The 24,914-nt window shown below is 45.9% G+C and carries 19 protein-coding genes; 12 read left to right on the forward strand and 7 right to left on the reverse strand.

What is annotated here, in order from left to right:
• The first annotated feature begins 79 nt into the window (after nucleotides 1–79).
• Nucleotides 80–1,807: a SulP family inorganic anion transporter gene (locus OP864_RS01930; RefSeq protein ID WP_270099626.1), complete on the forward strand. Its 1,728-nt coding sequence runs from the start codon at nucleotides 80–82 to the stop codon at nucleotides 1,805–1,807.
• A 283-nt stretch (nucleotides 1,808–2,090) separates the two neighbouring features.
• Entirely contained in the window at nucleotides 2,091–2,456 is a 366-nt protein-coding gene (locus OP864_RS01935) for a hypothetical protein (RefSeq protein ID WP_270099627.1), read from the forward strand.
• A gap of 54 nt (nucleotides 2,457–2,510) precedes the next feature.
• Here the strand turns inward: OP864_RS01935 and OP864_RS01940 are convergent, their stop codons facing one another.
• Entirely contained in the window at nucleotides 2,511–3,332 is an 822-nt protein-coding gene (locus tag OP864_RS01940) for an autotransporter domain-containing protein (RefSeq protein WP_270099628.1), read from the reverse strand.
• A gap of 321 nt (nucleotides 3,333–3,653) precedes the next feature.
• Between OP864_RS01940 and gyrA the strand changes: the two genes are divergently transcribed.
• Both gyrA and lpxK read left to right on the forward strand, forming a co-directional pair.
• The gene (gene gyrA / locus OP864_RS01945) at nucleotides 3,654–6,230 is read left to right on the forward strand and encodes a DNA gyrase subunit A (protein WP_270099629.1); all 2,577 of its coding nucleotides are present in this window, start codon (nucleotides 3,654–3,656) and stop codon (nucleotides 6,228–6,230) included.
• 83 nt (nucleotides 6,231–6,313) lie between these two features.
• On the forward strand, nucleotides 6,314–7,378 hold the full coding sequence (gene lpxK, locus OP864_RS01950; protein ID WP_270099630.1) for a tetraacyldisaccharide 4'-kinase: 1,065 nt from the start codon (nucleotides 6,314–6,316) through the stop codon (nucleotides 7,376–7,378).
• 220 nt (nucleotides 7,379–7,598) lie between these two features.
• On the opposite strand, the gene OP864_RS01955 is transcribed toward lpxK, so the two are convergent.
• Nucleotides 7,599–9,230: a T9SS type A sorting domain-containing protein gene (locus OP864_RS01955; RefSeq protein WP_270099631.1), complete on the reverse strand. Its 1,632-nt coding sequence runs from the start codon at nucleotides 9,228–9,230 to the stop codon at nucleotides 7,599–7,601.
• Nucleotides 9,231–9,515: 285 nt separating this feature from the next.
• On the opposite strand from OP864_RS01955, the gene OP864_RS01960 reads away from it, so the two are divergent.
• From OP864_RS01960 to OP864_RS01980, 5 genes are all read left to right on the forward strand, one after another.
• Nucleotides 9,516–10,154, forward strand: coding sequence for a hypothetical protein (locus tag OP864_RS01960; protein WP_270099632.1), 639 nt, complete (start codon nucleotides 9,516–9,518; stop codon nucleotides 10,152–10,154).
• Between the two features lie 324 nt (nucleotides 10,155–10,478).
• A complete protein-coding gene (locus tag OP864_RS01965; RefSeq protein WP_270099633.1) occupies nucleotides 10,479–11,207 on the forward strand; it encodes a DUF697 domain-containing protein in 729 nt (242 codons plus the stop codon).
• A 238-nt stretch (nucleotides 11,208–11,445) separates the two neighbouring features.
• Nucleotides 11,446–12,375 carry a DUF58 domain-containing protein gene (locus OP864_RS01970; protein WP_270099634.1) on the forward strand — a complete coding sequence of 310 codons (930 nt, stop codon included), beginning with the start codon at nucleotides 11,446–11,448 and terminating at the stop codon, nucleotides 12,373–12,375.
• A gap of 206 nt (nucleotides 12,376–12,581) precedes the next feature.
• Complete coding sequence (locus OP864_RS01975) at nucleotides 12,582–14,564, forward strand: OmpA family protein (RefSeq protein ID WP_270099635.1); 1,983 nt, start codon at nucleotides 12,582–12,584, stop codon at nucleotides 14,562–14,564.
• A 1-nt stretch (nucleotide 14,565) separates the two neighbouring features.
• Nucleotides 14,566–15,549, forward strand: coding sequence for a TPM domain-containing protein (locus tag OP864_RS01980; protein WP_270099636.1), 984 nt, complete (start codon nucleotides 14,566–14,568; stop codon nucleotides 15,547–15,549).
• A 250-nt stretch (nucleotides 15,550–15,799) separates the two neighbouring features.
• Here OP864_RS01980 and OP864_RS01985 read toward each other — a convergent pair whose 3' ends face one another.
• A complete protein-coding gene (locus OP864_RS01985) occupies nucleotides 15,800–18,094 on the reverse strand; it encodes a hypothetical protein (protein ID WP_270099637.1) in 2,295 nt (764 codons plus the stop codon).
• A 275-nt stretch (nucleotides 18,095–18,369) separates the two neighbouring features.
• Here OP864_RS01985 and map point away from each other — a divergent pair, with 275 nt between their 5' ends.
• The 3 genes from map (at nucleotide 18,370) to pckA (ending at nucleotide 22,559) form a co-directional block, all read left to right on the forward strand.
• Complete coding sequence (gene map / locus OP864_RS01990) at nucleotides 18,370–19,173, forward strand: type I methionyl aminopeptidase (RefSeq protein WP_014373531.1); 804 nt, start codon at nucleotides 18,370–18,372, stop codon at nucleotides 19,171–19,173.
• 391 nt (nucleotides 19,174–19,564) lie between these two features.
• A complete protein-coding gene (locus OP864_RS01995; RefSeq protein WP_270099638.1) occupies nucleotides 19,565–20,791 on the forward strand; it encodes a pyridoxal phosphate-dependent aminotransferase in 1,227 nt (408 codons plus the stop codon).
• A gap of 154 nt (nucleotides 20,792–20,945) precedes the next feature.
• Nucleotides 20,946–22,559 (forward strand): phosphoenolpyruvate carboxykinase (ATP), encoded by a 1,614-nt coding sequence (pckA, locus tag OP864_RS02000; RefSeq protein ID WP_014373535.1) that lies wholly within the window; start codon nucleotides 20,946–20,948, stop codon nucleotides 22,557–22,559.
• Nucleotides 22,560–22,625: 66 nt separating this feature from the next.
• Here pckA and OP864_RS02005 read toward each other — a convergent pair whose 3' ends face one another.
• Genes OP864_RS02005 through mce form a run of 4 tightly spaced genes read right to left on the reverse strand, consistent with a single transcriptional unit; the run spans nucleotide 22,626 to nucleotide 24,816 of the window.
• The gene (locus OP864_RS02005; RefSeq protein WP_270099639.1) at nucleotides 22,626–23,204 is read right to left on the reverse strand and encodes a hypothetical protein; all 579 of its coding nucleotides are present in this window, start codon (nucleotides 23,202–23,204) and stop codon (nucleotides 22,626–22,628) included.
• Nucleotides 23,179–23,643 (reverse strand): hypothetical protein, encoded by a 465-nt coding sequence (locus OP864_RS02010; protein ID WP_270099640.1) that lies wholly within the window; start codon nucleotides 23,641–23,643, stop codon nucleotides 23,179–23,181. Before OP864_RS02010 ends, OP864_RS02005 begins: the two co-directional genes overlap by 26 nt.
• 13 nt (nucleotides 23,644–23,656) lie before the next feature.
• Entirely contained in the window at nucleotides 23,657–24,415 is a 759-nt protein-coding gene (locus OP864_RS02015) for a sulfite exporter TauE/SafE family protein (protein ID WP_270099641.1), read from the reverse strand.
• Nucleotides 24,415–24,816 (reverse strand): methylmalonyl-CoA epimerase, encoded by a 402-nt coding sequence (gene mce / locus OP864_RS02020; RefSeq protein ID WP_002660128.1) that lies wholly within the window; start codon nucleotides 24,814–24,816, stop codon nucleotides 24,415–24,417. Before mce ends, OP864_RS02015 begins: the two co-directional genes overlap by 1 nt.
• Between the last annotated feature and the right edge of the window lie 98 nt (nucleotides 24,817–24,914).

Here is a 24,914-nt window from a genome sequence, read left to right on the forward strand (position 1 = left end):
TCTAAACTACTTTTGTTCATAGAGTGAACGCCTCAATAGAATTCTTGACCTCTTTTACACCAGTAAAGTACAAATTATTATGGATATCAAACAATTTATACCCGCTTTAGAGTGGCTTCCCAAATACTCCCAAAACGACCTAAAAGGCGATTTATCGGCAGGTTTGACCGTGGGCGTGATGTTGATCCCTCAAGGGATGGCTTATTCAATGTTGGCCGGCTTGCCTCCAATTTATGGACTTTATGCCTCTATTCTTCCGCTGATCATTTATGCTTTTTTGGGAACCTCACGGCAGTTGGCTGTGGGGCCTGTTGCTATGGTATCTTTGTTGGTTGCTTCTGGAGTAGGCGCCATTACTCAAGATCCTGATGAGTTTATTAAATTGGCTATCATGATGGCCCTAATGGTGGGTATTTTCCAATTCACCCTTGGGGTTTTACGCATGGGTTTTCTGGTCAACTTCCTTTCTCATCCGGTGATTAGTGGTTTTACCTCTGCCGCAGCCCTGATTATTGGATTTTCGCAGCTCAAGCATTTGCTGGGTATTGACCTAAAACGCTCGCATCATGTGCACGATATTATTGGACAAGCCATTGAGCGCGCTGGAGAAACCAATATGTATACCCTCATGATTGGCCTAGGCGGCGTGGCCATTATCTTGGCCCTCAAAAAGCTAAACAAAAAAATGGGGATCAATATCCCTGGCCCTTTGGTTGCCGTAGTTTTTGGTATCCTTACCGTTTGGGGCATGGGCCTTTTTGATGCCGGTGTTAAGATTGTTGGAGAGGTGCCCAGCGGTTTGCCTACCCCTCAAGTGCCTACCTTTAGCCTAGAAAACTTCCAGAAGCTTTTGCCGATCGCTTTGACGATCTCGCTAGTGGGCTTTATGGAGTCTATCGCTGTAGCTAAAGCCATTCAGGCCAAGCACAAAAATTATAAGATTGTCCCCAACCAAGAACTTATTGGTCTTGGACTAGCCAATATTGGCGGCTCTTTCTTGCAGGCCTTTCCCACTACAGGAGGGTTCTCTCGTACAGCAGTAAATGACCAAGCTGGAGCAAAAACTGGTGTAGCGGCTATTCTTTCTGCCGCCCTGATCGTTCTTACGCTGCTTTTCCTTACCCCCCTATTCTACTACCTACCCAAAGCCATTTTGGCCTCTGTAATTATGGTAGCCGTATTTGGCCTTATTGATTATAATGAAGCCATCCACCTCTGGAAGGCCGATCGCCGCGATTTCTGGATGCTCGTCCTCACTTTTGTAGCTACCCTTTCTTTGGGTATTGAGCAAGGTATTGGCTTGGGTGTTGTGGTTTCTTTGTTCAGCATTATCTACCAAACTACTCGCCCCCATTTGGCCATCTTGGCCCGCATTCCTGGCAGCAAGCACTACCGTAACGTAAAACGCTTTGACCGACTAGAAGAGCGCAGCGACTTGCTCATCCTCCGCTTTGATGCACAGCTTTATTTTGCCAATACCACTTTCTTCCGCGAAAGCATCGAGAAACTAGCCGAAGAAGCTGGCGAAGACCTCAAAGCGATTATTATCAATGCCGAAAGTATCAACGCTATTGATTCTAGTGCCATGCACGCCCTAGAAGATGTAGCCAAAGAGATTCAGGCCAAGGGCACTAACTTCTTTGTGGCCGGCGCCAAAGGCCCTGTTCGAGATGCCCTTTATCGGGGCCATATTATCGAGCATATTGGTACCGAAAACTTCTTTATTGATGTTCAGGCCGCTGTAGATGCCGCCGATGGCAAAGATGGCCGCGAACATGATGAATATGTACTCGAAAATAGCCTCTAGGCTGTTCTAATGTCTGTTGTTTAACGGCTAGTGGGAGCTTTCCTGCTAGCCGTTTTTTTATGCTTTTTCTGAAGGTTTTTGGGGCCTCCGCAGCAAAGCTGCGGCGCTACGTTTCGCAGCTCGCTATTCGCTCGGCACTTCGCCGCTGAAAGCGGCTAGGTCTGGCCCTGCGGGCCACTGCTGCACATCGCTAGGCCGCTCAACAACTATGTTTTAGCCGGGCCTTCCGCTTCGGCCACTGAAAAAGGTCCAATTGTTAGCAATAAGTTAAAGCACTAGCCTAATGAACTTATTCAAAGAGTTAAAGAATGACCTTTTTAGTATGGTTAATGATGCCCCAAACATCATTGACCATAGTTCAGCAGTCGTTGATGATGCCCCAAACATCATTGACCATAGTTCAGCAGTCGTTGATGATACCCCAAACATCATTGACCATAGTTCAGCCGTCGTTGATGATGCCCCAAACATCATTGACTATAGTTCAGCTGTCGTTGATGATACCCCAAACATCATTGACCATAGTTCAGCGGTCGTTGATGATACCCCAAACATCATTGACCATAGTTCAGCGGTCGTTGATGATACCCCAAACATCATTGACTATAGTTCAGCGAGGGACTGTTCGGGATTTTGTGTATTAGAATAAAATTTGGGCCTTTAGCTGGCTAGGATTTGGTTAATCCTTGTCTAGAAACCAGCCCTAATAATAATTCCAATAGCGTTTATTGGGATTATGCAAATACTTAAAGGCTCTATATCGGAGGCCTAGGCTTAGCTTCAGGCTGCTCCAGTCTACCCTTTGCAAAAAGAGTTCGTCTAGCTCGAAGAGTGGGGGATTTAGGGGCTGTTGTTGGCGATCTAGGGCAAAGAGTTGTCGGCGGCGGCTACCTTCTCGGCCAGAGCGGCCCCTGAAGTAGGCAAAATCGCTAAAGAGGGTCCATCTTTTATTGAGGCGATATTGCAGGCTAGCGCCTAGTTCTATGGCTCCGCCCACGGCTGGCGAAAAGCTCCAGCTATAGCGGTCCAGTTGTTCATTGGCATTGAGGGCTCCTCTTTGGGCGTTCCAGCCCCAAAGGACAAAGGCCCCCGCATTTAGGCGGAGTTGGAACTGTAGGCAGTGGCCGCCTTGAAAGCTCAGGCCGGGCATAAAATAAAGATTAGACCAATCTTGCGCTTTTGCTTCTAATAGGTTATACTGCTTTTTCCAGTTTTCATTTTGCTGGCCCAACTGCATATAGCCAACTTGCAACTGAGGGATCCAGAGGGGGTGTTGGCTAGAGCGGAACTGTATTCTAGCTTCGGTAAAAGCGCCATAGCTAGCCCCATCAGCGGCATCTGCTTGGTCCTTGAGTTGGGCAAAAGGGCCAATAGCCCAGGCGGCCCCGGCAGAGAGCGAGTACTCTGCTTTGAGCTGGAGCTTATAGCTTTTAGGGCCAATATTAAAGCGTTTAAACTGAGCAAATAAGGGCCTGTTAATCAAGGAAAAGGAAGCGATAAAAACAAGAAAACTCCATTTGAGCATAAGGCTAAATTTGTATACCAAAAAAATAGGAAAGTACTAGTAAAACTAGGACTTTTGCGGGGGGAAATACCCTAAGATAAGTTATAAAAAATAGCATAAAATAGCTATCTTGCAGACCGCTTAGAATTAAGGTTTCGGAGGCGGCGCAGCCGCCTGGCCTAGCGATGTGCAGCAGTGGCCCGCAGGGCCAGACCGAGCCGCTGAAAGCGGCGAAGGGCCGAGCAGACCTGCGAGCTGCGGAACGTAGCGCCGAGGAGCGAAGCGAGGCGGAGGCCCCAAAAGAAATAAAAAAATTAGTCTCAAAAGAGCGTTTTAGATATTATGAATCCAGAACAGAAAATTGTCCCTATTAACATTACAGACGAGATGAAGTCGGCTTATATTGACTACTCTATGTCTGTAATTATTTCGAGAGCCCTGCCTGATGTGCGCGATGGTCTCAAGCCAGTTCATCGCCGTGTGTTGTACGGTATGCATGAATTGGGTTTGGTACATAACAAAGCCCATAAGAAATCTGCCCGTATTGTGGGGGAGGTTTTGGGTAAGTATCACCCACATGGCGATAGCTCGGTATATGATACTATGGTGCGTATGGCCCAAGATTGGTCTTTGCGTTACACTTTGGTAGATGGCCAAGGAAACTTTGGTTCTGTAGATGGCGACAGCCCTGCGGCTATGCGTTATACGGAGGCCCGTTTGGCTAAAATCAGTGCAGAGATGTTGGCGGATATTGAGAAAGAAACCGTTGATTATCAGTACAACTTTGATGATACCTTGCAAGAGCCTACTGTTTTGCCCACCCGTATTCCCAACTTGTTGGTGAATGGGGCTTCGGGGATTGCTGTGGGGATGGCGACGAATATGTTGCCTCATAACCTGACCGAGGTTTGCGAGGGCATTATTGCTTATTTGCACAACAAAGAAATTGATGTAGAGGGCTTGATGCAATACATCAAGGGCCCCGATTTTCCTACAGGCGGTACTATATATGGTACGCAGGGGGTACGTCAGGCCTTTGAAACGGGCCGCGGACGTATTACTTTGCGAGGCAAGGCCGAAGTAGAGGAAGTGAATGGTCGCACAGCGATTATTGTGCGGGAAATCCCTTATCAGGTCAATAAGGCCAACCTCATTCAGAAGATTGCGGAATTGGTAAACAGCAAAAAGATTGAGGGTATTACGGACATCCGCGATGAGTCGGACCGCAAGGGGATGCGTATTGTGATTATTTTGCGCAGAGATGCCAATGCTCAGGTAGTATTGAGTAAGCTCTATAAATACTCGGCTCTACAAAGCTTTTTTGGGGTGAACAACATCTGTTTGGTTGATGGTCGCCCTCGTTTGTTGAGCTTGAAAGAACTGATTGTGGAATTTGTGAAGTTCCGCATGCAAGTGATTGAGCGCCGTAGCTTATTTGACCTTAAGAAGAATGAAGCCCGGGCGCATATCTTGATTGGTTTGTTGGCGGCTTTGGACCGTTTGGATGAGGTGATTGCTTTGATTAGAGCCTCTAAGAATGGGGAAGAGGCCCGAGAAGCCTTGATGAACTTTGACTTTTCGCCTAAGGGAGATGCTTTGGATAGCTTCTTGGCTGAATTTCCTTTGGAAGGGGGCAAACTATCTGAGAAGCAGGCCAAGGCTATCTTGGATATGCGTTTGCAGCGCCTTACGGGCTTGGAAAGAGACCGTTTGCAGGAGGAGTTTAAGGGCATCATGGCCGAAATTGAGGACCTTAAAGACATTTTGGCTCGTGCTGAGCGTCGAGAAAGCATCATTGAAGAAGAACTACAGGAAGTGGTGGCCAAATATGGCGATGAGCGCCTGACGGACATCACCCATGCTGCTGGAGAAATCTCTATTGAAGATATGATTAAGAATGAGCGAGTGGTGGTCACCATTTCTCATTTGGGTTATATCAAGCGCACGGCAAGTAGCGAATACCAGACCCAAAGCCGAGGCGGTAGAGGATCTAAGGCGGCGGCTACTCGTGATAAGGACTTTATGGAGCATTTGTTTGTCTCGAATACCCATGACTACTTATTGCTCTTTACCCAAAAAGGGCGTTGTCATTGGAAGCGGGTCTATGAGATTCCAGAAGGGGGCAAAAGCACCAAAGGAAGAGCCATTCAGAACTTTGTGGAGCTGCCAGAAGATGATAAAGTAAAGGCTTATATTGTCTTGAAAGATCTTAAGGATGATGAATTCTTGGATAACCACTTCTTGACCTTTGCCACCCGCAAGGGCTTGGTGAAGAAAACGCCTTTGCGGGCCTATTCTCGTCCACGTTCGGCGGGAATCAATGCCATTACCTTTAAGGAAGGCGATGAGCTGCTAGAAGTAAAATTGACCAATGGTAAGTCAGAAATTATGTTGGCGGCCAGCAATGGTAAGGCCATTCGCTTCTCGGAAGAAGATGTGCGTTCTATGGGCCGTATGGCTGCGGGCGTAAAAGGCATCAATATGGAAGAAGGCGTAGAGCTCATTGGCATGATTACCTTTGCCGAAGGCGAAGAGGAGAAAAAGATTGCCAACATCTCTGAAAATGGCTTGGGTAAATGTACGGAGCTAGAAGAGTACCGCATCCAAAGCCGTGGAGGTAAGGGAATCAAGACCATGCAATTGACCGAGAAAACGGGTAAACTGATTGCCATTAAGGCCGTTACGGACCGAGATGACCTGATGATTATCAATAAGTCGGGCTTGACCATTCGCTTTACGGTAGAGCAACTGCCAATCAATGGGCGCTCTACACAGGGCGTTAAACTCATCAACCTCAAAGGTGGCGATGCCATTGCCGATGTGGCCCTAATTAAGGATGCCGACCGCGGAGAAGAGGAAGATATGGTAGAAGAAGGCGAGGCAAGCAGCGATGAAGCTGCTGCTCCTACAGAAGAGTAGAATGCCTTTGATGGATAAATTATCTAGCGAGTCTCTAAAAGGGGCTCGCTTTTTTTTTAGGGTTGATTATCTTTAAGGCAAAAATGGGCTACGGCATTTTCAAGTATTTATTTTGGCCCCTGGGCCTAATTTACGGTAGCATAGTAGAACTCATTAAATGGGGCTATCGGCAGGGCATCTGGGAACGTCGGCGATTTGAGCGGGCGAGCTTGGTGGTGGGCAACCTCTCTATGGGCGGCACCGGAAAGAGTCCGCATGTAGAATATATTTTACGGCAAATGGGTAGCTACCATCATTTGGCCGTACTGAGTCGAGGCTATGGCCGAAAAAGCAAGGGGTTGCGTTGGTTGAGCCTCAACTCTAGCGCCGAAGAAGTAGGCGATGAACCTTTGCAAATTCATAAGAAGTTTCCTCAGATTCCTTTTGTGGTGGCCGAAAAGCGGACCGAAGGGATGCAGGCCATTTTGCAAAAAGCCCCTATTACCGAGCTCGTCATTTTAGATGATGCCATGCAACACTGGCCCTTAATGGCCGATGCCTACTTATTATTGACCACCTATGCCCAACCTTTTTTTAAGGATGCCCCTATTCCCGCTGGCCGTTTGCGAGAGTTTGCCTTTAATTATAAGCGGGCAAAGATTATTGTCATCAGCAAATGCCCAGTAAATTTGACCCAAGCCGATGCTCAGCAGTTTTTGAAACAACTGCAGCCCCTCCCCCATCAAAAGGTCTTTTTTTCTTATTTCCGTTATGGACAAACTTATTTATTGGCGGCCCCCAATGAAAAGCAAGACTTAGCTAGCTTTAAGGGAGCGCCCATTTTATTATTGACGGGCATTGCCAAACCGGGCCCTTTGGTCCAATATCTAGAACAGCAAGGACTAAATGTAAAACTAATGGCCTTTGGCGACCACCATCTGTATAGCGAAAAAGATTGGCGAAATATTCAGCAAAGCCTAAAACAACTTGGGCCAAAAGCGCGGCTGCTCACTACCGAAAAAGACAGTATTCGTCTGGCTAGCTGGGCCCAACAACAAGCCATCTATGTTTTGCCTATTGAGGTAGAAATTGCCTTTGGGCAAGCCGCTGCTTTTCAGCGGGCTATTATTGAGGTGATTTATAAGAAAAAAGGTTATCCCTCTACCTAAAAAGCTAAGCGCAGGCTGCTCCTTGGCCTAGCGATGTGTAGGGGTGGCGCAAAGCGCCAGACCCAGCCGCCGAAGGCGGCGCAGGGCCGAGCAGACCTGCGAGCCCCAAAACGTAGCGCCGACGAGCGTAGCGAGGCGGAGGCCCCAAAACAAAAAACTCCCACTAGCCTAAAGCTAGCGGGAGCGCCTCTATATAAAGTAGTAAGTAGTGAAAGAGGCCTTAGGGTTGAAAGACAAAGGGCAAGCTGTCTTTCTGTCCATTTTCTAGTTGAATCTCTAAATAGTAGCTGCCAGCGGGCCAATCTGTGGGCAATTCAATTGTTTTTTGCTGTTGGCCAGCCACAAAAGAGCTCGCTTTTTCTTCCCAGAGCAATTGTCCACTATTGTTATAAATGGTAAAGGCTAGACTTTCGGCCTGAGGAAGCAGGAAAGCCAGCTGAAGCTGTCCCTGTGTGGGGTTAGGAGAAAGCTGAAGCTGCATATCAAGCTGATTTTCTATAGTTTCTACAGCAGTATAAAGTGAAGAATCTCGCTCTACATAAACTCTAAACAACTGGGTAGAAGGGCGAGATTGCGTCCCATCATTGATAAAGAAAATATTATCAAAATCAGATTCGATACCGCCATAAATATAACCGACCATATTGGGGCCAATAGGCAGTTGATCGACTTCTAGAATTCCATTTTTGCGGAAAGCCTCATGATCAGGGATAAACTCGGCCCCAGCGCCCAAGAAATCAGGCATTTTCTGTACGAGCTCATACTCTTGCATGCTATCGTTGGCAAAGCGGCTCACTTGGCTAATGGTTTTGACAAAAGGTACGTTCGGGTCGTTCATCAACTGCCCATTGGCATCAAAGTAATATTGAGCAATTCCGCCATAAAAGAAGGTATGCATGCTGTTGCTATGCGCCTCATAAATAGGCAAACGAGCTGTTTGGTACTGATTGAGCAGCTGCTCAAAAACTGGACGAACCGTATAATTTCCCTGCGCATCCATATCAATGGTATTGAGCCAAGGTAGATCTACCTGATGCTGAAACACCCCTGTAAAAATAGTAAAGCCTTCTTGGCCATTGGGAAATACCTGAGGAACTAGGTTGTAGTCGCGGCGGTGAAGGTTGGCGCTATCTACCTGCTCCTGATAGTTGGTCATCTGCAATTGCCCGTTTTGCTCACTAAGGCTAAAGCTGCGAATCGCATCGCTATAATATTGGGTAAAACCAGGACCATGTGTAGGGCCCTGAGGATTGTAGCGACCACCAAAAAAGTGCCCGCCCACCAAATAAAAGGTAGAGTCAATATAGTTTAACTGCCCCCCAGTAATCGCAAAGGCCGTATCCTGCAACTGCATAAAGTGCTGGCTAGATACCGTTTGGCTTTGGATAATCTCTTGCATACAAGCCGCAATATCCAACTTGAGCATATAAGGGTAAGTAACATGGTCTAAGGCCGTGGCACTATAGCCATAGCCCCCACAGATATAAAGTGTGCTGTCTTTTTGAATGTAGTTCAGGTTGGTCGAACTCAATTGCTCCTGATAAGAGGTAGGCAAAGCCGTAAGTGGCGCCGCATAAAAGGTCTTATTTTCAGGATCAATCACATACATTTGGTTGTTCGACTCTGTAGCCGCAAAGGACCTATTGGGCTGCCGCTGATGCAAACCATCAATACGACCCGCCATCACCAACCATTTGTGGTCATGATGCCCCACTACATAAGATTGCAAGGCCGGAATATTATTGAAGCTGTCTACAGGCTCAATCCACATCCTAAAATCTACATCTTGCTGGGCAAAAAGAGAAGGCGCTGCTCCTAATAAGAGCAAAAGGTAAAGCAACAGTTGTTTCATAATCGTTTTTTGTTTTGTTGATTCTCTAAAATTGAAGTCAAGCGAATCCGCTTAGCTTCTGTCACAAAAAACTACTTTAAACTCAAAAAAATAGTATAACCAATCACAATTAAACTATCGCTAATCAATCTAAGTAAATAGTTCCCCCCTAAACAACTACCCCACTCACAGATGATAATATGTCTATCTAGATTTCACCTTACTTATCTCCCAGTTAATGCGTTATTAAACTAAAGTTTATCTTTGGCCCCTTTCTTGAAAAGTTCCTCAAAAAGTAATTTTAATATGAGAATAATGACTTACCGATGCCTCTTTGTCCTCCTCTTCTCTTGCCTGAGCCTCTCCTCTTTTGCCCAATTAGATGATGAGGTCTATGATAAGGAAGAAGACCGAAAACCACTGCGAAATAATCGCCCCGGTGACCTCAATGGCGAAAAACAAAATCCCCTTAAAGGCTTTTTTATTGGTAGCTCTGCTGGCCTCGACCTCTGGAATTCTCTTTTCCGTATCGATTTTAGCCCCCATCTCGGCTATCGCATCAGCAGTTTTGCCCACCTTGGCCTAGGCCTCAATTATACCTATATGTATGAAATGACAAGCCAGGCAAATATCCACCTCATCGGCCCCAAGGCCTTTCTCCGTATCCGCCCCCTCCCCCAATATTGGGAGAGCTTCTACCTGCATGGCGAACTAGAACAACTCTATGTCCGCGAAAGCAATCCCAATTATACCGGCGGCCCCAATTCGCCCAGATATATCCAAGATATTCAGCCCCGAGCCAATATCGGCTTTGGCTATACCAGCAATTTCGATAATGGCCTAGGCATTTTTAGCGAGTTCCTTTTCGATATCTATTATCTCCGCAGCGGGACCACTTATGTCAATCCCATTACCTATCGTGCTGGCTTACATTATGGATTTTAGGGGCCTCCGCTGCGGCTTCGCCTTGCGGCGCTACGTTGCGGGGCTCGCAAGCCTGCTCGGCCCTGCGGCCTAAAGGCCTTGGTCTGCGGCTGCGCCGCCCCCCTCCACATCGCTAGGCCTTGGGCGGGCTGCGCCCGCCCCTGGGCCGATCCCCCTTAGCCCAGCCTATTTCCCCCCCCAACTTCTTAAAAAGAATTTAAATAGGAACCAAAAAGTCCATCTCTTCATTTTTTAGCTTAGATTAAACTATCTTATAGCTGAAATCATCAATTAGATATGATGGATCCCAACTCAATTTATAAAGCATACAAATTCGCCAAAAAAATGTCGAACAACAATGGTAAAGACCGGGCTCAAAAAGCCGAAAGAACTATTCGTGCACACGTTATGTGGTCTATGGGTGCCGGTTTTATCCCCTTCCCCGTTGCTGACTTTCTAGCCGTTGCCGCCGTGCAACTCGATATGATCCGCTCGATCAGCAACATCTATGAAGTAGATTTTAAAGAAACTGAAGGCAAAGCCCTCATTACCTCAATTACCGGCTCTGGCCTCTCTAAAGTAGGCGCAAATGCCCTCATTAAACTGATTCCAGGCGTAGGCTCCGCCCTAGGTGGCGCTTCTATGTCTGTTATGTCAGCCGCCTCAACCTATGCCCTGGGCCAGGTCTTCAAACAACACTTTGAAAGTGGCGGAAACCTCATGGACTTTGATAGCGACCGCTTCAAACGCTACTATAATGAGCAGTTTGAAAAAGGTAAAAAAGTAGCCGAGGATATCCGCAAAGAAGAAAAGACCAAAGAAGAAGCCCCCAAAGCAGAAGAAGCCGCCAAGGAAGAATCTGTAGAGGAAAAAGCCCGCACCGTAGAAGTAGAAGTGGAGCTAGAAGCAGAAAAAGAAGCCCCCAAAACAGAAGAAGCCCCCGCCAAGGATGGCAATGAGGTGATCGTCAAAAAACTCAAAGAACTAGCCGAGCTCAAAGAAATGGGCGTGATCGATGAAAATGAGTTTAGAGAAATGAAGGGCCGCCTGATCCAAAATTTTTACAAAGGCTAGTCTAACTTAAGTTTGTTAAAATACTCAAAAAGTGACGGCCCTCGACTATCTTTTTAGTTTGAGGGCCGTTTTACTAAATGATGGCCCATCCATACAAGATAGATCAACGCCATCTCTTGAATAGTTTGATAGCGCCTTGTTTTCAAAAAGTGAAGACAAGGCTATTTTTTTCTATCCGCTATCCCGTTTCGCTTAATCCACAAAACTTCTTAGTTTGTGGACCAACCAAATTTTAATTATGCCTTCTATTCTTGAACAATACGACCTCCGACAACATGGAAATCTGGACCTGCTGGCCCGACAAGTTGTGGAGGGCTTCATTATCGGCCTGCACAAATCGCCTTTTCATGGCTTTTCTGTAGAATTTGCCGAACATCGCATCTATAACCAAGGCGACTCGACCAAAAATATTGACTGGAAGGTCTATGCCCGAACCGACCGCCTGTATACCAAACAATTTGAAGAGGAAACCAATTTGCGCTGCCAAATTGTTCTCGATATTTCTTCTTCTATGTACTTTCCAGAAGCCCCAAAAGCCAGTAAAACGCCCCATCTGAATAAGTTGGCTTTTTCTGCCTTGGCCGCAGGCTCTTTGGTCCACCTGCTCCAAAAACAAAGAGATGCTTACGGCCTTTCGGTCTTTGGAGAAGAGGTAGAACTACATACCCCCTGCAAATCGAGTAGCAAACACCGACATTTGCTCTTTTCTTATATCGAGCAGTACCTCAGCCAAAAAAGTAGACAAAAAGGGACCAATGCCGCCCAAGCCCTGCATGAAATTGCCGAGCGCATCCACCGCCGCTCTTTGGTGGTCATCTTTAGCGATATGTTTGAAGATGGCGATGGCGAAGAACTGTTTTCCGCCCTGCAGCATTTAAAGTATAACAAACATGAAGTCATCCTTTTTCATGTGGTAGACAAGCGCTACGAATTGGACTTTGAGTTTGAAAACCGCCCTTATCAGTTTATTGATATTGAAACAGGCGAAAAGCTCAAGTTGCAGCCCAACCAACTCAAAGACTTTTATAAGCAGCAGGTCAAAAAGTATAAAGAAGCCCTTAAGCTAAAGTGTTTGCAATATAAAATTGACTTTGTAGAGGCAGACATTCAAGAAGACTTTAGACAGGTGCTGCTTCCCTATTTAGTAAAGCGCAGCAAAATGCGCTAAAATTGGTCCTTCTGCGTCCTACAGGCGCGGAGCGCCGCGGCTGAGGGATGGAAAAGGGGGCGGCGAAGCCGCAGACCCAGCAAAATGAGCGTAGCGAATTTTGCGCAGGGCCGAGCAGACCTGCGAGCCCTGACACAGCCCGACCCGAGCGAAGCGAGTGGGCAGCCCCAAAAGATTAGTCATCTTACCCTAAAAAATAATCATCTATGTATAAATATTGGCTTCCCCTGCTTGTTTTGGCCCTTTTGAGCCTGCAAGCCTGTAGCTATACCGAGCGGATAAAAGACGGGAGTACCGCCTATGAACGCAAGCAGTTTTCGGTGGCAATTCCGATGCTGCAAAAAGAATTTAAGAAGGCCAAAGAAAACAGAATCAAGGGCCAAAAAGCCTATGAATTGGCCGAATCTTACCGCCGCACCCACCAATATAAAGAGGCCGCCAATTGGTATGCCGAGGCCAGCCAACTGCGCTATGCCAATGATGCCGCCCTACAGCAGGCCAAAATGTTGCAGCAGGCCGAGGACTATGAGCTGGCGATTCAGGCCTACCGAACAGCGGGCCGAGATGCCGGCGATGCCAACCGCTACTTGGAATATATTCAGGCCTGTCGACAGGCCAAACAGTGGCTCGCCCTGGCCGATAGTAGCGTTTTTAGCATCGAAAATTTGCCTTTTAATACAGATGCTACGGATTTTTCTCCAGCCCTACAAAATGAAAACACCCTTGTTTTTTCTTCGGACCGAGAAGAGTCTGAGGGCAAAAAAAATTATAAATGGACCAACAAAAAGTTTTTTGACTTTTATAGTTTGGACCTCAAAACGGATAGCCTCAAGCGCCTAGAAGTCAGCAATTGGGACCCCGATTTTCATCAGGGCAATCTCGTTTTTTCTGCCGATGGTCAATGGGCCTTTTTTACCGAATGTGGATCGGATAAAAAGGAAGGCGTTGATTTTTGCCGCCTGATGATGGCCGAAAAAGCAGGCAGTAGCTGGTCTAAGGCCAAGGAAATTCGCCTAGGCGGAAAATTTGTCAATTATATGCATCCTTGCATTGATCCCCAAGGCCGTTGGCTCATTTTTGCCGCCAATGATAAAAAAGGATTTGGAGGCTATGATTTATATATTTCGCTTTGGGTGAGCAGCGAAGAACGCTGGTCGGAGCCCCAAAATATGGGCAACGAAATCAATACGCAGGGCAATGAGGTTTTTCCTGCCCTAGATGCCGACACCCTTTATTTTGCTTCGGATGGACATGCAGGCATGGGCGGATTGGATATTTTTAAGGCCCCTCGCCTTTTGGACCGCTGGGTCAAGCCCCAAAACCTCAAGGCCCCGATCAATTCGGGAGCCGATGATTTTGGCCTGATCGTTAACCCTTATGCCGAGAAAGAGGATAGCATTATTCGCAAGGGCTATTTTAGCTCTAACCGCAATACTGGTCGAGGTTCTGACGATATTTATGCCTTTACAGAAGCCTTGCCCAAAGAACCTATTGAAGCCGATACTTTAGAAGAAAAGGAATTTCAGCTCTTGCTAGCGGGCATGGTCAAAGAAGTGATTCCTGCCGATAGCCTCAATGGCGAAGCCGCCCAAGAAAATCCCCTCATGGGCGCTAGCGTTCGGATTTCTACCCAAGATACTGTTTGGATTATGGGCTCGGATGTAGATGGGAGTTTCTTTAGCCAATTGGATACGAATGAAACCTACTTTTTTCAGACGACCAAAGCGGGTTATTTCACTGCTTTAGACACTCTTTCGACCTTCAACTTGAATATTCCAGCCGATACCAATCAATGGACCTTGGCCATTCAGATTGAGTTGGCGCCCTTTGAAAAGGGGAAAGAAATTGTGCTTGAAAATGTCTATTTTGATTACAACAAATGGGATATTCGGCCAGATGCGGCCGCAGAGCTCAATAAATTGGTTCGTTTGCTCAATGAAAACCCTGATTTGAATATTGAGATGGGTTCGCATACCGATTGTCGGGGAAAAGAGAGCTACAACCAGAGTTTATCGCAAAAGCGGGCCGAATCGACCATGCAATATTTGATTCAGGCGGGCATTTCAGACAGCCGGCTACAGGCCAAAGGCTACGGAGAATCTAGCCCGGCCGCTAGCTGTGACTGTAACAGTTGTACGGAAGAAGAGCATCAGCGAAACCGCCGAACCAGCTTTGTAATTTTAGACTAGCATGAGACTACTTTTTATCAGTTTTATTTTGGGCCTGAGCGTTTGCTTGCAGGCCCAAAATTTTCCGGTTCGGCCCGCCAATTATAGGGCCCTTAATGATTTTGCGGAGATGATTGATGCGGCTTCGGCGGCAGAGATAGAGCAGCAGCTCCAAGCTTTTAATGATACCGCTGGGGTGCAAATTGCGCTGATTACGGTCCAGAATATGGACGGCTGGAGCATTGAGCAATATGGCCAACAATTGGCCGAAAAATGGGGCATTGGCCATGCCGAAACAAACCAAGGCCTGCTTTTGCTTTTGGCCAAAGAGGAGCGAATGGTCCGTTTTGAGGTGGGTTATGGTTTGGAGGAGCGCCTGCCCGATTTATACTGCCAAGAAGTCATTGACCAAATTTTAACGCCCGCTTTCAAGCAAGGACAATTTGGCGAGGGTTGTTTGCAAGGCCTGCAGATGGTCCAATTGCAATTGCAGGGGTTGCCCAATGAAATTAGCAGAGAGCGCAGCCTTTCGGCCCAGGCCTTCATTGCCGAAAACAAAGCCTTTGATTGGGTGGTATACAGCTTTTTGATTGTCGTTTTTTTATCGGCCCTTTATGAGGGACTAACCATTCGCCCCTATCCTTGGATTAACTTTTTCATGGCCCTTTTGGGCGCCCCCATTTACCTTTTTATTGTGGTGGGGCTTTGTTTTTTGCCCGTCTATCTGATTGCCAGCAAAAGCTTTGCTTATACCCCCACTTTGGTCTGGACCCAATTTGGCATTTACCTAATTTTGCTGCTGTTTTGGGCCATTTATTTTCGGGGACAATTTGCCGAAATGACCAAGGATAGCTTCAAAGGCGGCGGCGGCAGTGGCGGCGGATATAGCAGCGGGGGCTATAGTTCCTACTCGGGCTCCTCTTCCTCTAGTTATAGCTCCTCCAGTTCCTCTTCTTCTTGGGGGGGCGGCAGTTTTGGGGGCGGTGGCGCCTCTGGAAGTTGGTAATTTTTTGGGGCTGCCCCTTCCTTTGTTCGGGTCGGGCCATTGCGCAGCTCGCAGGTCTGCTCGGCCCTGCGCGGGCTGCGCCCGCTGGGTCTGCCGCCTTCGGCGGCCCTGCTACCGCCCCTCAGCCTGCGGGCCTTCGGCCCTTTTTGACTGTAGGTTGAAACCTACAGCAACAGCGGTATTGCTGCGCAATCTTATATAAAAAGACCCAAGCCCCAAGCTCCCGTTTGGGGCTTGGGGTTGCTGGCTTTTATTTTTTTACTTTTGGCAGTTGTTCCCAAAAAAGGCTGACTTTATGTTCATCATTTACTTTCAACCCATAGTTAGGTATGGGATTGAACTTAGTAGGACCTGTTAAGTCGTTTTGGAGGAGCAGGCTTTCCATTCCTTTGGGATAAGAACTTAACTTGACCTCCATTTTTGCCAAGTAATCTATTTTTATTTCGGGATTCTTAATATCAAAAGATATTGGTCCTATACTTACTGAAGAGCCAAAGTACTTGCGGATTTCTTCTAATAGATAAAAAGGAATGTCATCCTCATTAAGCGTCGATAAAGCAGTGGTATCTATCCCCAATATAGAGAATAAGTCAATCTCGGCACGAACGCTAAATACCCAATAGCTATCCATGCTGTTTCCATTCCTTTGGCATCGAACAGCATCTGATCTTAGGCTATGAATTTTCATATTGGCTATATTGGCCCCTCCTACAATGATGGGGCTTTTGCTCTCATCAAAAGAGAGAAATGCAACTTGCCGAAGGCTGTTATGTACTCCAGGGGCTATACCGTACTCATATTTTAGTGGAAAACCAATAGTCACTTTATCAAAGTGAGTAAGTTCTTTTTCTCCTTGGAGTGAAAATGTTATAGGCATTTGGGCCAAGTTGTAAACAGCATCTATAGGCTCTAAAAGCAGTGGTTTGGGGCCCTGACAACGACTTGCTCGAATTGCTTTTTCCCATTCTTTGGCTGGCGATAAGAGCCCTACCGCACTATCTGCCAATTGCTTAATCTCTTCGGCTAATAAGTTATGGAAAGGATCTAATCGTTGAAAATCTTTATCGCCCAGAAAATCATCCCAAACTTCTGTGGCAAAATCTTTCATGTAAAGATGATCTTCCTTGGGGTCGATTTGATCCATTTTAGCTAAAAAATAATCTTCTAAAAGAGGCATTTTTAGCCCAGTTGCTGTGGATGCTGAAAAAAGATAGCTCAGACTGGCCTTCCATCGCTTTTTGTTTAGGCAGTAATTTCTAAGATTAGGATCTTTTATACTGGGCTGTAGTTTTTCAAACCAAGCTTCGATTTTTTCTTTTAGCTGTACAATAGCGATTTCTCGACCTACTTGGGTCCTTAGTAATCCTTTATCAAAACAACTACGGACCCAATTATTGGGGTAGAGCTCTGAGCTAACAGGATCCTTTTTAATTAACTGATGTTTCTTTACGTCATAAAATTCTTGACAAAACAGATTTTCACTAAAAGTTGGAGAAACTGTCAGGCTACTAAGAATTTTAGTCTTTAACTCTTCTATCGAGTAATGCTTACTACTATCTAATTGAGCGGCCAATTGTTTAATGAGTTCTGCCCGAACAAGAGGATGTCCTGTATTTAACTTTCCTAAATGTTCTACCAACTCTTTGGCAGAAATACAATATTCTAATCCACTTTCCTTTTCTAGAGGCTTTACCCCCAGATTAAAGAGTTCAAATACAAGCTCAGATTTACCTTCCTTTAAGGTTTCACGGAACTTGGCCAGTTCTTCTCGGTAAGTGGAGTCTGCTTCTTTTTTTTCCTCTATTTCTCTCTCTTTCTTCTCCTCCAACTCCTCCTCCGTCAAAAAGTCATCTTTGGCCAAGGCTTGGTCCAAAATGCTTTCTAGTTGCTGATAGCTAATTTTATTTAGTAAATTCTCTTCTTTGATACTAAAGGTATTGAACCAGTTTGCCTTGATTTGATCTTCTTGGCTGTATTTCTCTAAAATGGCCAAAAAGGCCGCTAGAAAGTCTTCAACATTGGTATCAATCGGAATTGCTTTAACCTCCTTATTGAGCTGTTTACTGAGTGGACCTGGAATCTGTTTGAAGAATTGAGCTAATTGCGATTGAAAAATACTCAGAGGCGTACTCTCCTTTAGTTTAGGCGATTTACCAATTCTTGATTTAAGTACTTTAGATGCCCCCTTAAAGAAGTCTGCTAATAATTTTCTGTACTGCTCCTTCGGAATATCCTCTTCCTTAAGGGCCAAAAATAGCTGCTCCAAATTGGCCTTATCTGTTTTGAGCTGCGGCTTAAAGGCTTTTAAGCCCTCTTTGGTCTTGAGCAAAGCCGCCTTTAGGCTCGGGCGATCAGGGTCCTCTGCAGGAAGCTCCTGATAAAGCGCATAGAGCTCTTGATATTGGGCCAGGGTTTCTTCATAAAGGGCAGTATCTTCTTGATACTGCTGCTGTTTTGCCAAAAAAAGTTCTCGCTGGTTCATCTGTAATAGATTTAGGTGACCAAAAAATAAACTGGATAAGAGAAAAATGGCTAATGCTTTCATCGCTTTGTTTTTGTGTTTACCCAAAAGTAGTAACTTTTACTTATAAACGCAAAATTATTTTGATTTTTTGGATGCCTAGTCGCTTTGCTCAGCCCTTTTTAAACAAATGCTATTGCTTTGCTATAATATATAGCAGGATGGGGGCTTGCTAAAAATGCAGGGCCAAAAACGGCGCTATGGTCTTAGAGCCTAGGCTAGCGACATAATTTATATAGAGTGTTTAGTTCGCTAGAAAAATTTGTACCTTTGGGCAGCAAAAATATATATCCGCAGCTATGATTATTTATAAGACGAAAGAACAAATAGAATTGGTCCGCAAAAGTGCCCTTTTGGTGTCTAAGACCTTAGGGATGTTGGCCAGTGAGATTAAGCCTGGGGTAACGCCTAAGCATTTGGACCAATTGGCCGAGGCTTTTATCCGTGATAATGGTGGAAAACCTGGCTTTTTGGGCCTTTATGGTTGTCCGAGCACCTTATTGACCTCTGTAAATGAGCAGGTAGTGCATGGTTTGCCTACAGATCGTCCTTTAGAAAATGGGGACATCATTGCGGTAGACTGTGGGGTACTGATGAATGGTTTTTATGGAGACCATGCCTACACTTTTCCCGTAGGCGACATCTCTGATGATCGTCAGCGGTTGTTGGATACTACTTTGGAGTGTTTGTATAGAGGCATTGAGCAAACTTGCAAGGGCAAACGCATTGGCGATATTGGTCATGCGATTCAGTCTTTGGCAGAAGAAAGAGGCTATGGTGTTGTTCGCGAATTGGTGGGGCATGGATTGGGCAAAAAAATGCATGAGGACCCGCAGGTTCCGAATTATGGCCGTCAGGGGCATGGCAAAAAAATCAAAGAGGGTTTGGTGATTGCCATTGAGCCGATGATTAACATGGGGACGCATAAAGTGCATACCTTGGCAGATAACTGGACCATTTCTACAATTGATGGGCAGCCTTCTGCTCATTTTGAGCATAATGTGGCTGTAGTTAATGGAAAGCCTGAGATTCTATCTACCTTTGATTATGTAGAAGAAGTATTGGGAGAAAGAGCGGCCCTAAAGCACAACAAAGTACTTTAGTAGCTGTTTAGAGAAGAACTCTTTAGCCTAAGCGCTCCAACTTTGCTTAAAGTTGGGGCGTTTTACATAAGTAGCTATTAAATAAGGAATTGGGCTATGTTTGTCGGCTTTTGGTCAAAAAAAGCAGGAGATTGAGCTAAATAAAGTAGGCAGAGGCCCCAAAAGCCCAAGCCTTTTTCTATTTTTGTGGTCCTATTTCCTGCGAACAGCAGGCGGCGAAGCCGCCGCAGGCCTAGCGATGTGAAGGGGTGGCCCGCAGGGCCAGACCGAGCCAGCAAAGCTGGCGAAGGGCCGAGCGAATAGCGAGCCCCGAAACGTAGCGCCGCAGCTTGCTGCGGAGGCCCCAAAAAAAGAAAAACAACAGCAACAACAACAATACAATTTTACGCTTATGCCATCGATTTCACAGAGAGGTCAGTATACGCCGGCCTCGCCAATACGGAAATTGGTTCCCTTTGCGACAAGGGCTAAAAACCGTGGGGTAAAAGTTTATCATTTGAACATTGGGCAACCTGATATTGTAACGCCAGACATTGGTTGGAATGCGATTAAGGAGGCTGATATGAAAGTTTTGGAGTATAGTCATTCTGCGGGCATGGAGTCTTATCGGCTCAAGTTGGTTGAATTTTATACTCGTTATGGGATTCAGCTTACGCATAACGATATCATTGTGACCAATGGAGGTTCTGAGGCCTTGATGTTTGGGATGATGGCTTGTTTGGATGCGGGAGATGAGATTATTGTGCCGGAGCCTTTTTACGCCAACTACAATGGATTTGCGCAGAGTTTGGGCATTAACATTCGGCCAATTACCTCTAGTATTGAAGATGGTTTTGCCTTGCCCCCGATTGAGTCTTTTGAGGCCTTGATCACGCCGCATACCAAAGCGATTTTGATTTGTAATCCGGCTAATCCCACGGGTTATTTGTATAGCCCTGCTGAATTGGAGGCCTTGGGGGAAATGGTCAAAAAATATGATCTCTATTTGTTTTCGGATGAAGTATATAGAGATTTCTGTTATGATGGCCGCAAGCATTTGTCGGTTTTGGCGATTCCTGGATTGGAAGAGCATACGATCATGTTTGATTCTATTTCTAAGCGCTATAGTGCTTGTGGGGCTAGAATTGGCTTGATGGTGACTAGAAACAAGGCGGTATTGGAAACGGCCATGAAATTTGCGCAGGCTCGTTTGAGTCCGTCTACTTTGGGGCAGATTATGGGCGAAGCCTTTATTGATGCCGATATGGATTATTTGGATCAGGTCCGCATTGAGTACGACAAGCGTCGGCAATTGGTTTTGGCTCGTTTGAGAGCTATGGAGGGGGTCATTGCCCCCACGCCCAACGGTGCCTTTTATTTATTGGCCCAGCTCCCTGTGGATGATACAGACACCTTTTGTCAGTGGTTATTACAGTCTTTTCAGCTAAATGGAGAGACCGTTATGCTAGCGCCTGGCTCTGGCTTTTATGCCACTTTGGGCTTTGGCAAACAAGAAGTTCGGATTGCCTACGTTTTGAATGAGGTGGATTTGAATAAGGCCCTAGATTGTCTAGAAGAAGCCTTAAAACTTTATCCTGGCCGGACGATTAACAATAATCAACTAGCGAATCATCGTTAATATAGAACAACTACGCCTACTGCAAAAAAAAATATGAGTAGGCGTTTTTTTATTTCAAAATCAGAGGTTTCGGCCTCTAAATCTTTCATCTTCAGCTGCTTTTCTAGCAAACAGCAAATAGAAGTGCAGCTGTACCTATCAAAATAACGACGCAATGAAGCATGTAGGAATTAAAAACCCGAAGGCTGACTTGGCCAATTATGGCCTAAGCAATTTTGCGACTGCTTACTGGAACCTTCCTGTTCCCGAACTAGTAGAGCACACGATCCAACTTGGAGAAGGCGTTCTGGCTGATACAGGGGCAATCAGAATTAAAACGGGCAAATTTACAGGTCGATCGCCCAAAGATCGCTTTGTAGTACAAGATGAGCTTACGGAGAAGACCGTAGATTGGAACAGCATCAATATGCCCTTTGAGCCGGCAAAATTTGATGCGCTTTACAACAAAATTGCCGCATATTTTGCAGACAAAGACCTCTACATCCGCGATGCTTATGCTTGTGCCGATGATAACTATCGTCTAAACTTGCGTCTGATTGCAGAAAAGCCTTGGTCGGCTATGTTTGCCAACAATATGTTTTTGCGCCCTAGCGAAGAAGAACTGCTAAACGCAAATCCAGAATGGACCATTCTCTGTGCGCCTGGCTTTATGGCTAATCCTGAAGTTGACGGTACTCGCCAAGAAAACTTTGCGATTATCAACTTTAGCAAAAAGGCAATTATCATTGGGGGAACAGGCTATACTGGAGAGATTAAAAAAGGAATTTTCTCGGTGCTCAATTATGTTTTGCCCCAAGAGCGCAATGTACTTTCTATGCACTGCTCGGCCAATGTGGGCCAAGATGGCGACACTGCTGTTTTCTTTGGCCTTTCGGGCACAGGTAAAACTACGCTTTCTGCTGATCCTAAGCGCAATCTTATCGGAGACGATGAGCACGGCTGGTCAGAAGAAGGCGTTTTCAATTTTGAAGGCGGCTGTTATGCCAAAACAATTGATTTGAGTGAGGAAAAAGAACCTCAGATTTGGAATGCGATTAAGTTTGGGGCTATTCTCGAAAATATGGAGTTTTTGCCCAATAGTCGCACCCCCGATTTTGCCGATACCAGCATTACGCAAAATACTCGGGTTTCTTATCCTATTCATCATATTGATAATGCCCTAGAACCTTCTAAGGGCGGGATTCCCCAAAATATTTTCTTCCTTACCTGTGATGCTTTTGGCGTTTTGCCTCCCTTGTCTAAATTGACGCCCGGCCAAGCCATGTATCACTTTATTTCTGGCTACACGGCTAAGGTGGCCGGCACAGAAGCAGGTATCGATGAGCCCGTAAGTGCTTTCTCGGCTTGTTTTGGTGCTCCTTTCTTGCCCTTGCATCCTACTCAGTATGCCGAGATGTTGGGCGAGCGCATGCGCAAGCACAATGTGAACATCTGGTTGGTGAATACGGGCTGGTCTGCCGGTCCTTATGGTGTCGGTAGCCGCATTGCCCTAAAATATACTCGTGCGATGATCACGGCGGTATTGGAAGGTCAATTGACGGATGTAGACTATCAGGAGATGCCTGTTTTTGGTTTGCATATGCCCACTAGCTGCCCCGGCGTTCCTGCCGATATCTTGAATCCTCGTAACACTTGGGCCGATAAAGCGGCTTATGATGTGAAAGCGCAGGATTTGGCCAATAAGTTTGTTACTAACTTTGATAAATTTAAGGATCAAGCCAATGAGGAAATCCTAGCTGCTGCTCCAGAAGCAACGGTTAGCCTCTAAGGTTTTTCCTATCGCAAAAAAAAAGTGAGCTCTGTTGAGCTCACTTTTTTTTTGGCCCTATGGCCGCTATTTATCTTTTCCAAAACGATGCAGCAATTGCAAAATACTGCCCAAACCGCCTAAGTATACCGCTTGTAAAATAAAGAAGTTGATGCTATCACTAAAAAAGAGCAAGCTGCCCAAAACACACCAAAACAAAAGGAGCAAATAAATGAACCAACTGCCTTTTGTACTCATTTGGCTATAGCCGTTGTACAGCCAATGGCCCGATAATAAAGCGGGAAGAATTTGGACCAAAAAATCAATCCACCAATAATCTCCAGGCTCTACTTCCGAAAGGAAAATCTTGGCCCCCAAAATGCCTAATAAACCAATGGCCAAAGCCACCGCCAACCAAATCGGCAAAAGAATTAAGGCCCACTTTTTTATGAAATTCCAGTTGGCCAAGCTTAGATAAACACCCGTAAAAGCCGGCAAACTCAGCAATAACTCTCCTTTTAAAAAGAGAATTTCTTCTAGTTGCAAATAGGCCACTAGCAGCAAAATCGCCAAGAGCAAACTACTACTAATGGCCCAATGGGTCCAGGAATATAAGCGAACTGCTGCCAAGGGCTGCGGATTATTGTTCGTTGCGTTCTTGCTCATCTTCTTCGTTTTCGCTTAATGGACTAGGAAATTTTATCTCTATTTCATCTTCTATCTCAAGATTTTCTGCCTCCTTGCTTTCCCCCAATAAGGCCTGATGAATTTGCTCAAAAATGGGGCTGTGCACTAATTTTGTCCGATTTTTCCAAAGGTAGTAGCCGCCATAACTCAAGGCCGCAGCCATCAAGCCAAAAGCAAGCACCAAGGCCCAGCCACCCATAAGCGGCCAAAGCAAGGCGGCCAGAAATAACGTTAGGGTGAGGCTCAAAAAGAGGCCCACCAACAACAAAATCGCCAAAAGGCTGAGGAGTTGACCCAATTGAGCCACTCCCCTCGCCAAATCCTCAGCCAAACGCTCTCGGTATTCCTCAAAGCGCTCATCTATGTAGGCCGTTAATCGCTTTTGCAAACGATCCGACCAGTTGTTTTTTCCAAACATCTCAGCATCTGTTCTAAAAGAAGAAAGCCCGGACAACTACAGAAATTAGCAAGACCACTAACATCCGATGCGCCCAAAGTCCCGCTTTAGGGTGCTTGACCGCAAAGCGAGCGCCCAATTGCCCGCCCGCAATTTCGCCCACACTCATCGCCAAAGCAAAATCCCAGCGAATGAGCCCACTATAGGCAAAAAGTAGGACCGCAAAAATAGTATAACTGGCAATAGCCGCCAATTTTACGCCTCCCGCATCAATAATGTTGTAGCCCGCGCCCAAAACCGTGACGACCAAAAATAATAAACCCACGCCCATCTGGATAAAACCTCCATAAAGGCCCACCAAAAAAAAGAGTGGCACCACTAAAAAAGGCGAAAGCGAGCGAGGATCCGTCTCTTTGAGCCAACGTTTACTATCAAAAAGGACAATAAACAGCAGGGCCAGAAAAACGTACTTCATGCTGTCCTTAAAGACCGCATTATCGACATAAATTAAGAGAAAAATTCCACATATTCCGCCCAAAGCGGTAGAAACTACCATCAACCAGTCGCGCCGCCAATTGATTTTTCCCGCCCGCTGATAATGGGGCAAGGTAAAGCCCAACATGGACAAAATACTAAATCGAATGGTCGCACTGGCAATTTTTGCTGGCAAACCCACCACATACATTAAAATAGAAAGCGTAATGACCGATCCACTGCCGGCCAAAGTATTGATAAAACCCGCCAGCAAACTTCCAAAAGCCGCCAAAAGGTATAAATAAATATCTTCAGGCATTAGTCCTTGATGCTTTGACAAAGCTCTACCAAAACACCATTGCTAGACTTTGGATGCAAAAAACAGATGAGTTTGTTATCGGCCCCGCGTTTGGGGGTTTCATTCAACAAACGATAACCTTCTGCCTGCAAACGCTTCATTTCGGCCTCAATATCTTCCACTTCAAAGGCCAAATGATGAATCCCCTCTCCTCTTTTCTCAATAAATTTTGCAATGGGACTATCTTCTCGGCTGGCCTCCAAAAGCTCAATTTTGCTCTCGCCAGCCATAAAAAAGCTGGTGCTCACCCCTTCCGATTCTACGGCCTCAATTTTATAATGCGCTCGGCCCAAAAGGCTAGCAAAAAGTTCGTTGCTGGCTGCCAAATCTTTTACGGCAATTCCAATGTGTTCTAGTTTCATATTCCTACATTTTTTTTGATGATGATGTTTTGGGGCCTCAGCTGCGGCTTCGCCTTGCTGCGGTTACTCCCTTCGGTCGTCGAACTGCGGCCTAAAGG

Origin of the sequence: Saprospira grandis (assembly GCF_027594745.1) — a bacterium.
Taxonomy (GTDB): Bacteria; Bacteroidota; Bacteroidia; order Chitinophagales; family Saprospiraceae; genus Saprospira; species Saprospira grandis.

Excerpts from the sequence above, each read along its gene's own strand:
- gyrA (WP_270099629.1), top strand. The coding sequence starts at position 3,654 with ATGAATCCAGAACAGAAAATTGTCCCTATTAACATTACAGACGAGATG.
- OP864_RS02010 (WP_270099640.1), bottom strand. The coding sequence starts at position 23,643 with ATGTTTGGAAAAAACAACTGGTCGGATCGTTTGCAAAAGCGATTAACG.
- OP864_RS01980 (WP_270099636.1), top strand. The coding sequence starts at position 14,566 with ATGAGACTACTTTTTATCAGTTTTATTTTGGGCCTGAGCGTTTGCTTG.
- OP864_RS01985 (WP_270099637.1), bottom strand. The coding sequence starts at position 18,094 with ATGAAAGCATTAGCCATTTTTCTCTTATCCAGTTTATTTTTTGGTCAC.
- OP864_RS01930 (WP_270099626.1), top strand. The coding sequence starts at position 80 with ATGGATATCAAACAATTTATACCCGCTTTAGAGTGGCTTCCCAAATAC.
- OP864_RS01960 (WP_270099632.1), top strand. The coding sequence starts at position 9,516 with ATGAGAATAATGACTTACCGATGCCTCTTTGTCCTCCTCTTCTCTTGC.
- pckA (WP_014373535.1), top strand. The coding sequence starts at position 20,946 with ATGAAGCATGTAGGAATTAAAAACCCGAAGGCTGACTTGGCCAATTAT.
- OP864_RS01940 (WP_270099628.1), bottom strand. The coding sequence starts at position 3,332 with ATGCTCAAATGGAGTTTTCTTGTTTTTATCGCTTCCTTTTCCTTGATT.
- OP864_RS01935 (WP_270099627.1), top strand. The coding sequence starts at position 2,091 with ATGAACTTATTCAAAGAGTTAAAGAATGACCTTTTTAGTATGGTTAAT.
- OP864_RS01955 (WP_270099631.1), bottom strand. The coding sequence starts at position 9,230 with ATGAAACAACTGTTGCTTTACCTTTTGCTCTTATTAGGAGCAGCGCCT.
- map (WP_014373531.1), top strand. The coding sequence starts at position 18,370 with ATGATTATTTATAAGACGAAAGAACAAATAGAATTGGTCCGCAAAAGT.
- OP864_RS01975 (WP_270099635.1), top strand. The coding sequence starts at position 12,582 with ATGTATAAATATTGGCTTCCCCTGCTTGTTTTGGCCCTTTTGAGCCTG.
- OP864_RS01970 (WP_270099634.1), top strand. The coding sequence starts at position 11,446 with ATGCCTTCTATTCTTGAACAATACGACCTCCGACAACATGGAAATCTG.
- lpxK (WP_270099630.1), top strand. The coding sequence starts at position 6,314 with ATGGGCTACGGCATTTTCAAGTATTTATTTTGGCCCCTGGGCCTAATT.
- OP864_RS02005 (WP_270099639.1), bottom strand. The coding sequence starts at position 23,204 with ATGAGCAAGAACGCAACGAACAATAATCCGCAGCCCTTGGCAGCAGTT.
- OP864_RS02015 (WP_270099641.1), bottom strand. The coding sequence starts at position 24,415 with ATGCCTGAAGATATTTATTTATACCTTTTGGCGGCTTTTGGAAGTTTG.
- OP864_RS01995 (WP_270099638.1), top strand. The coding sequence starts at position 19,565 with ATGCCATCGATTTCACAGAGAGGTCAGTATACGCCGGCCTCGCCAATA.
- OP864_RS01965 (WP_270099633.1), top strand. The coding sequence starts at position 10,479 with ATGTCGAACAACAATGGTAAAGACCGGGCTCAAAAAGCCGAAAGAACT.
- mce (WP_002660128.1), bottom strand. The coding sequence starts at position 24,816 with ATGAAACTAGAACACATTGGAATTGCCGTAAAAGATTTGGCAGCCAGC.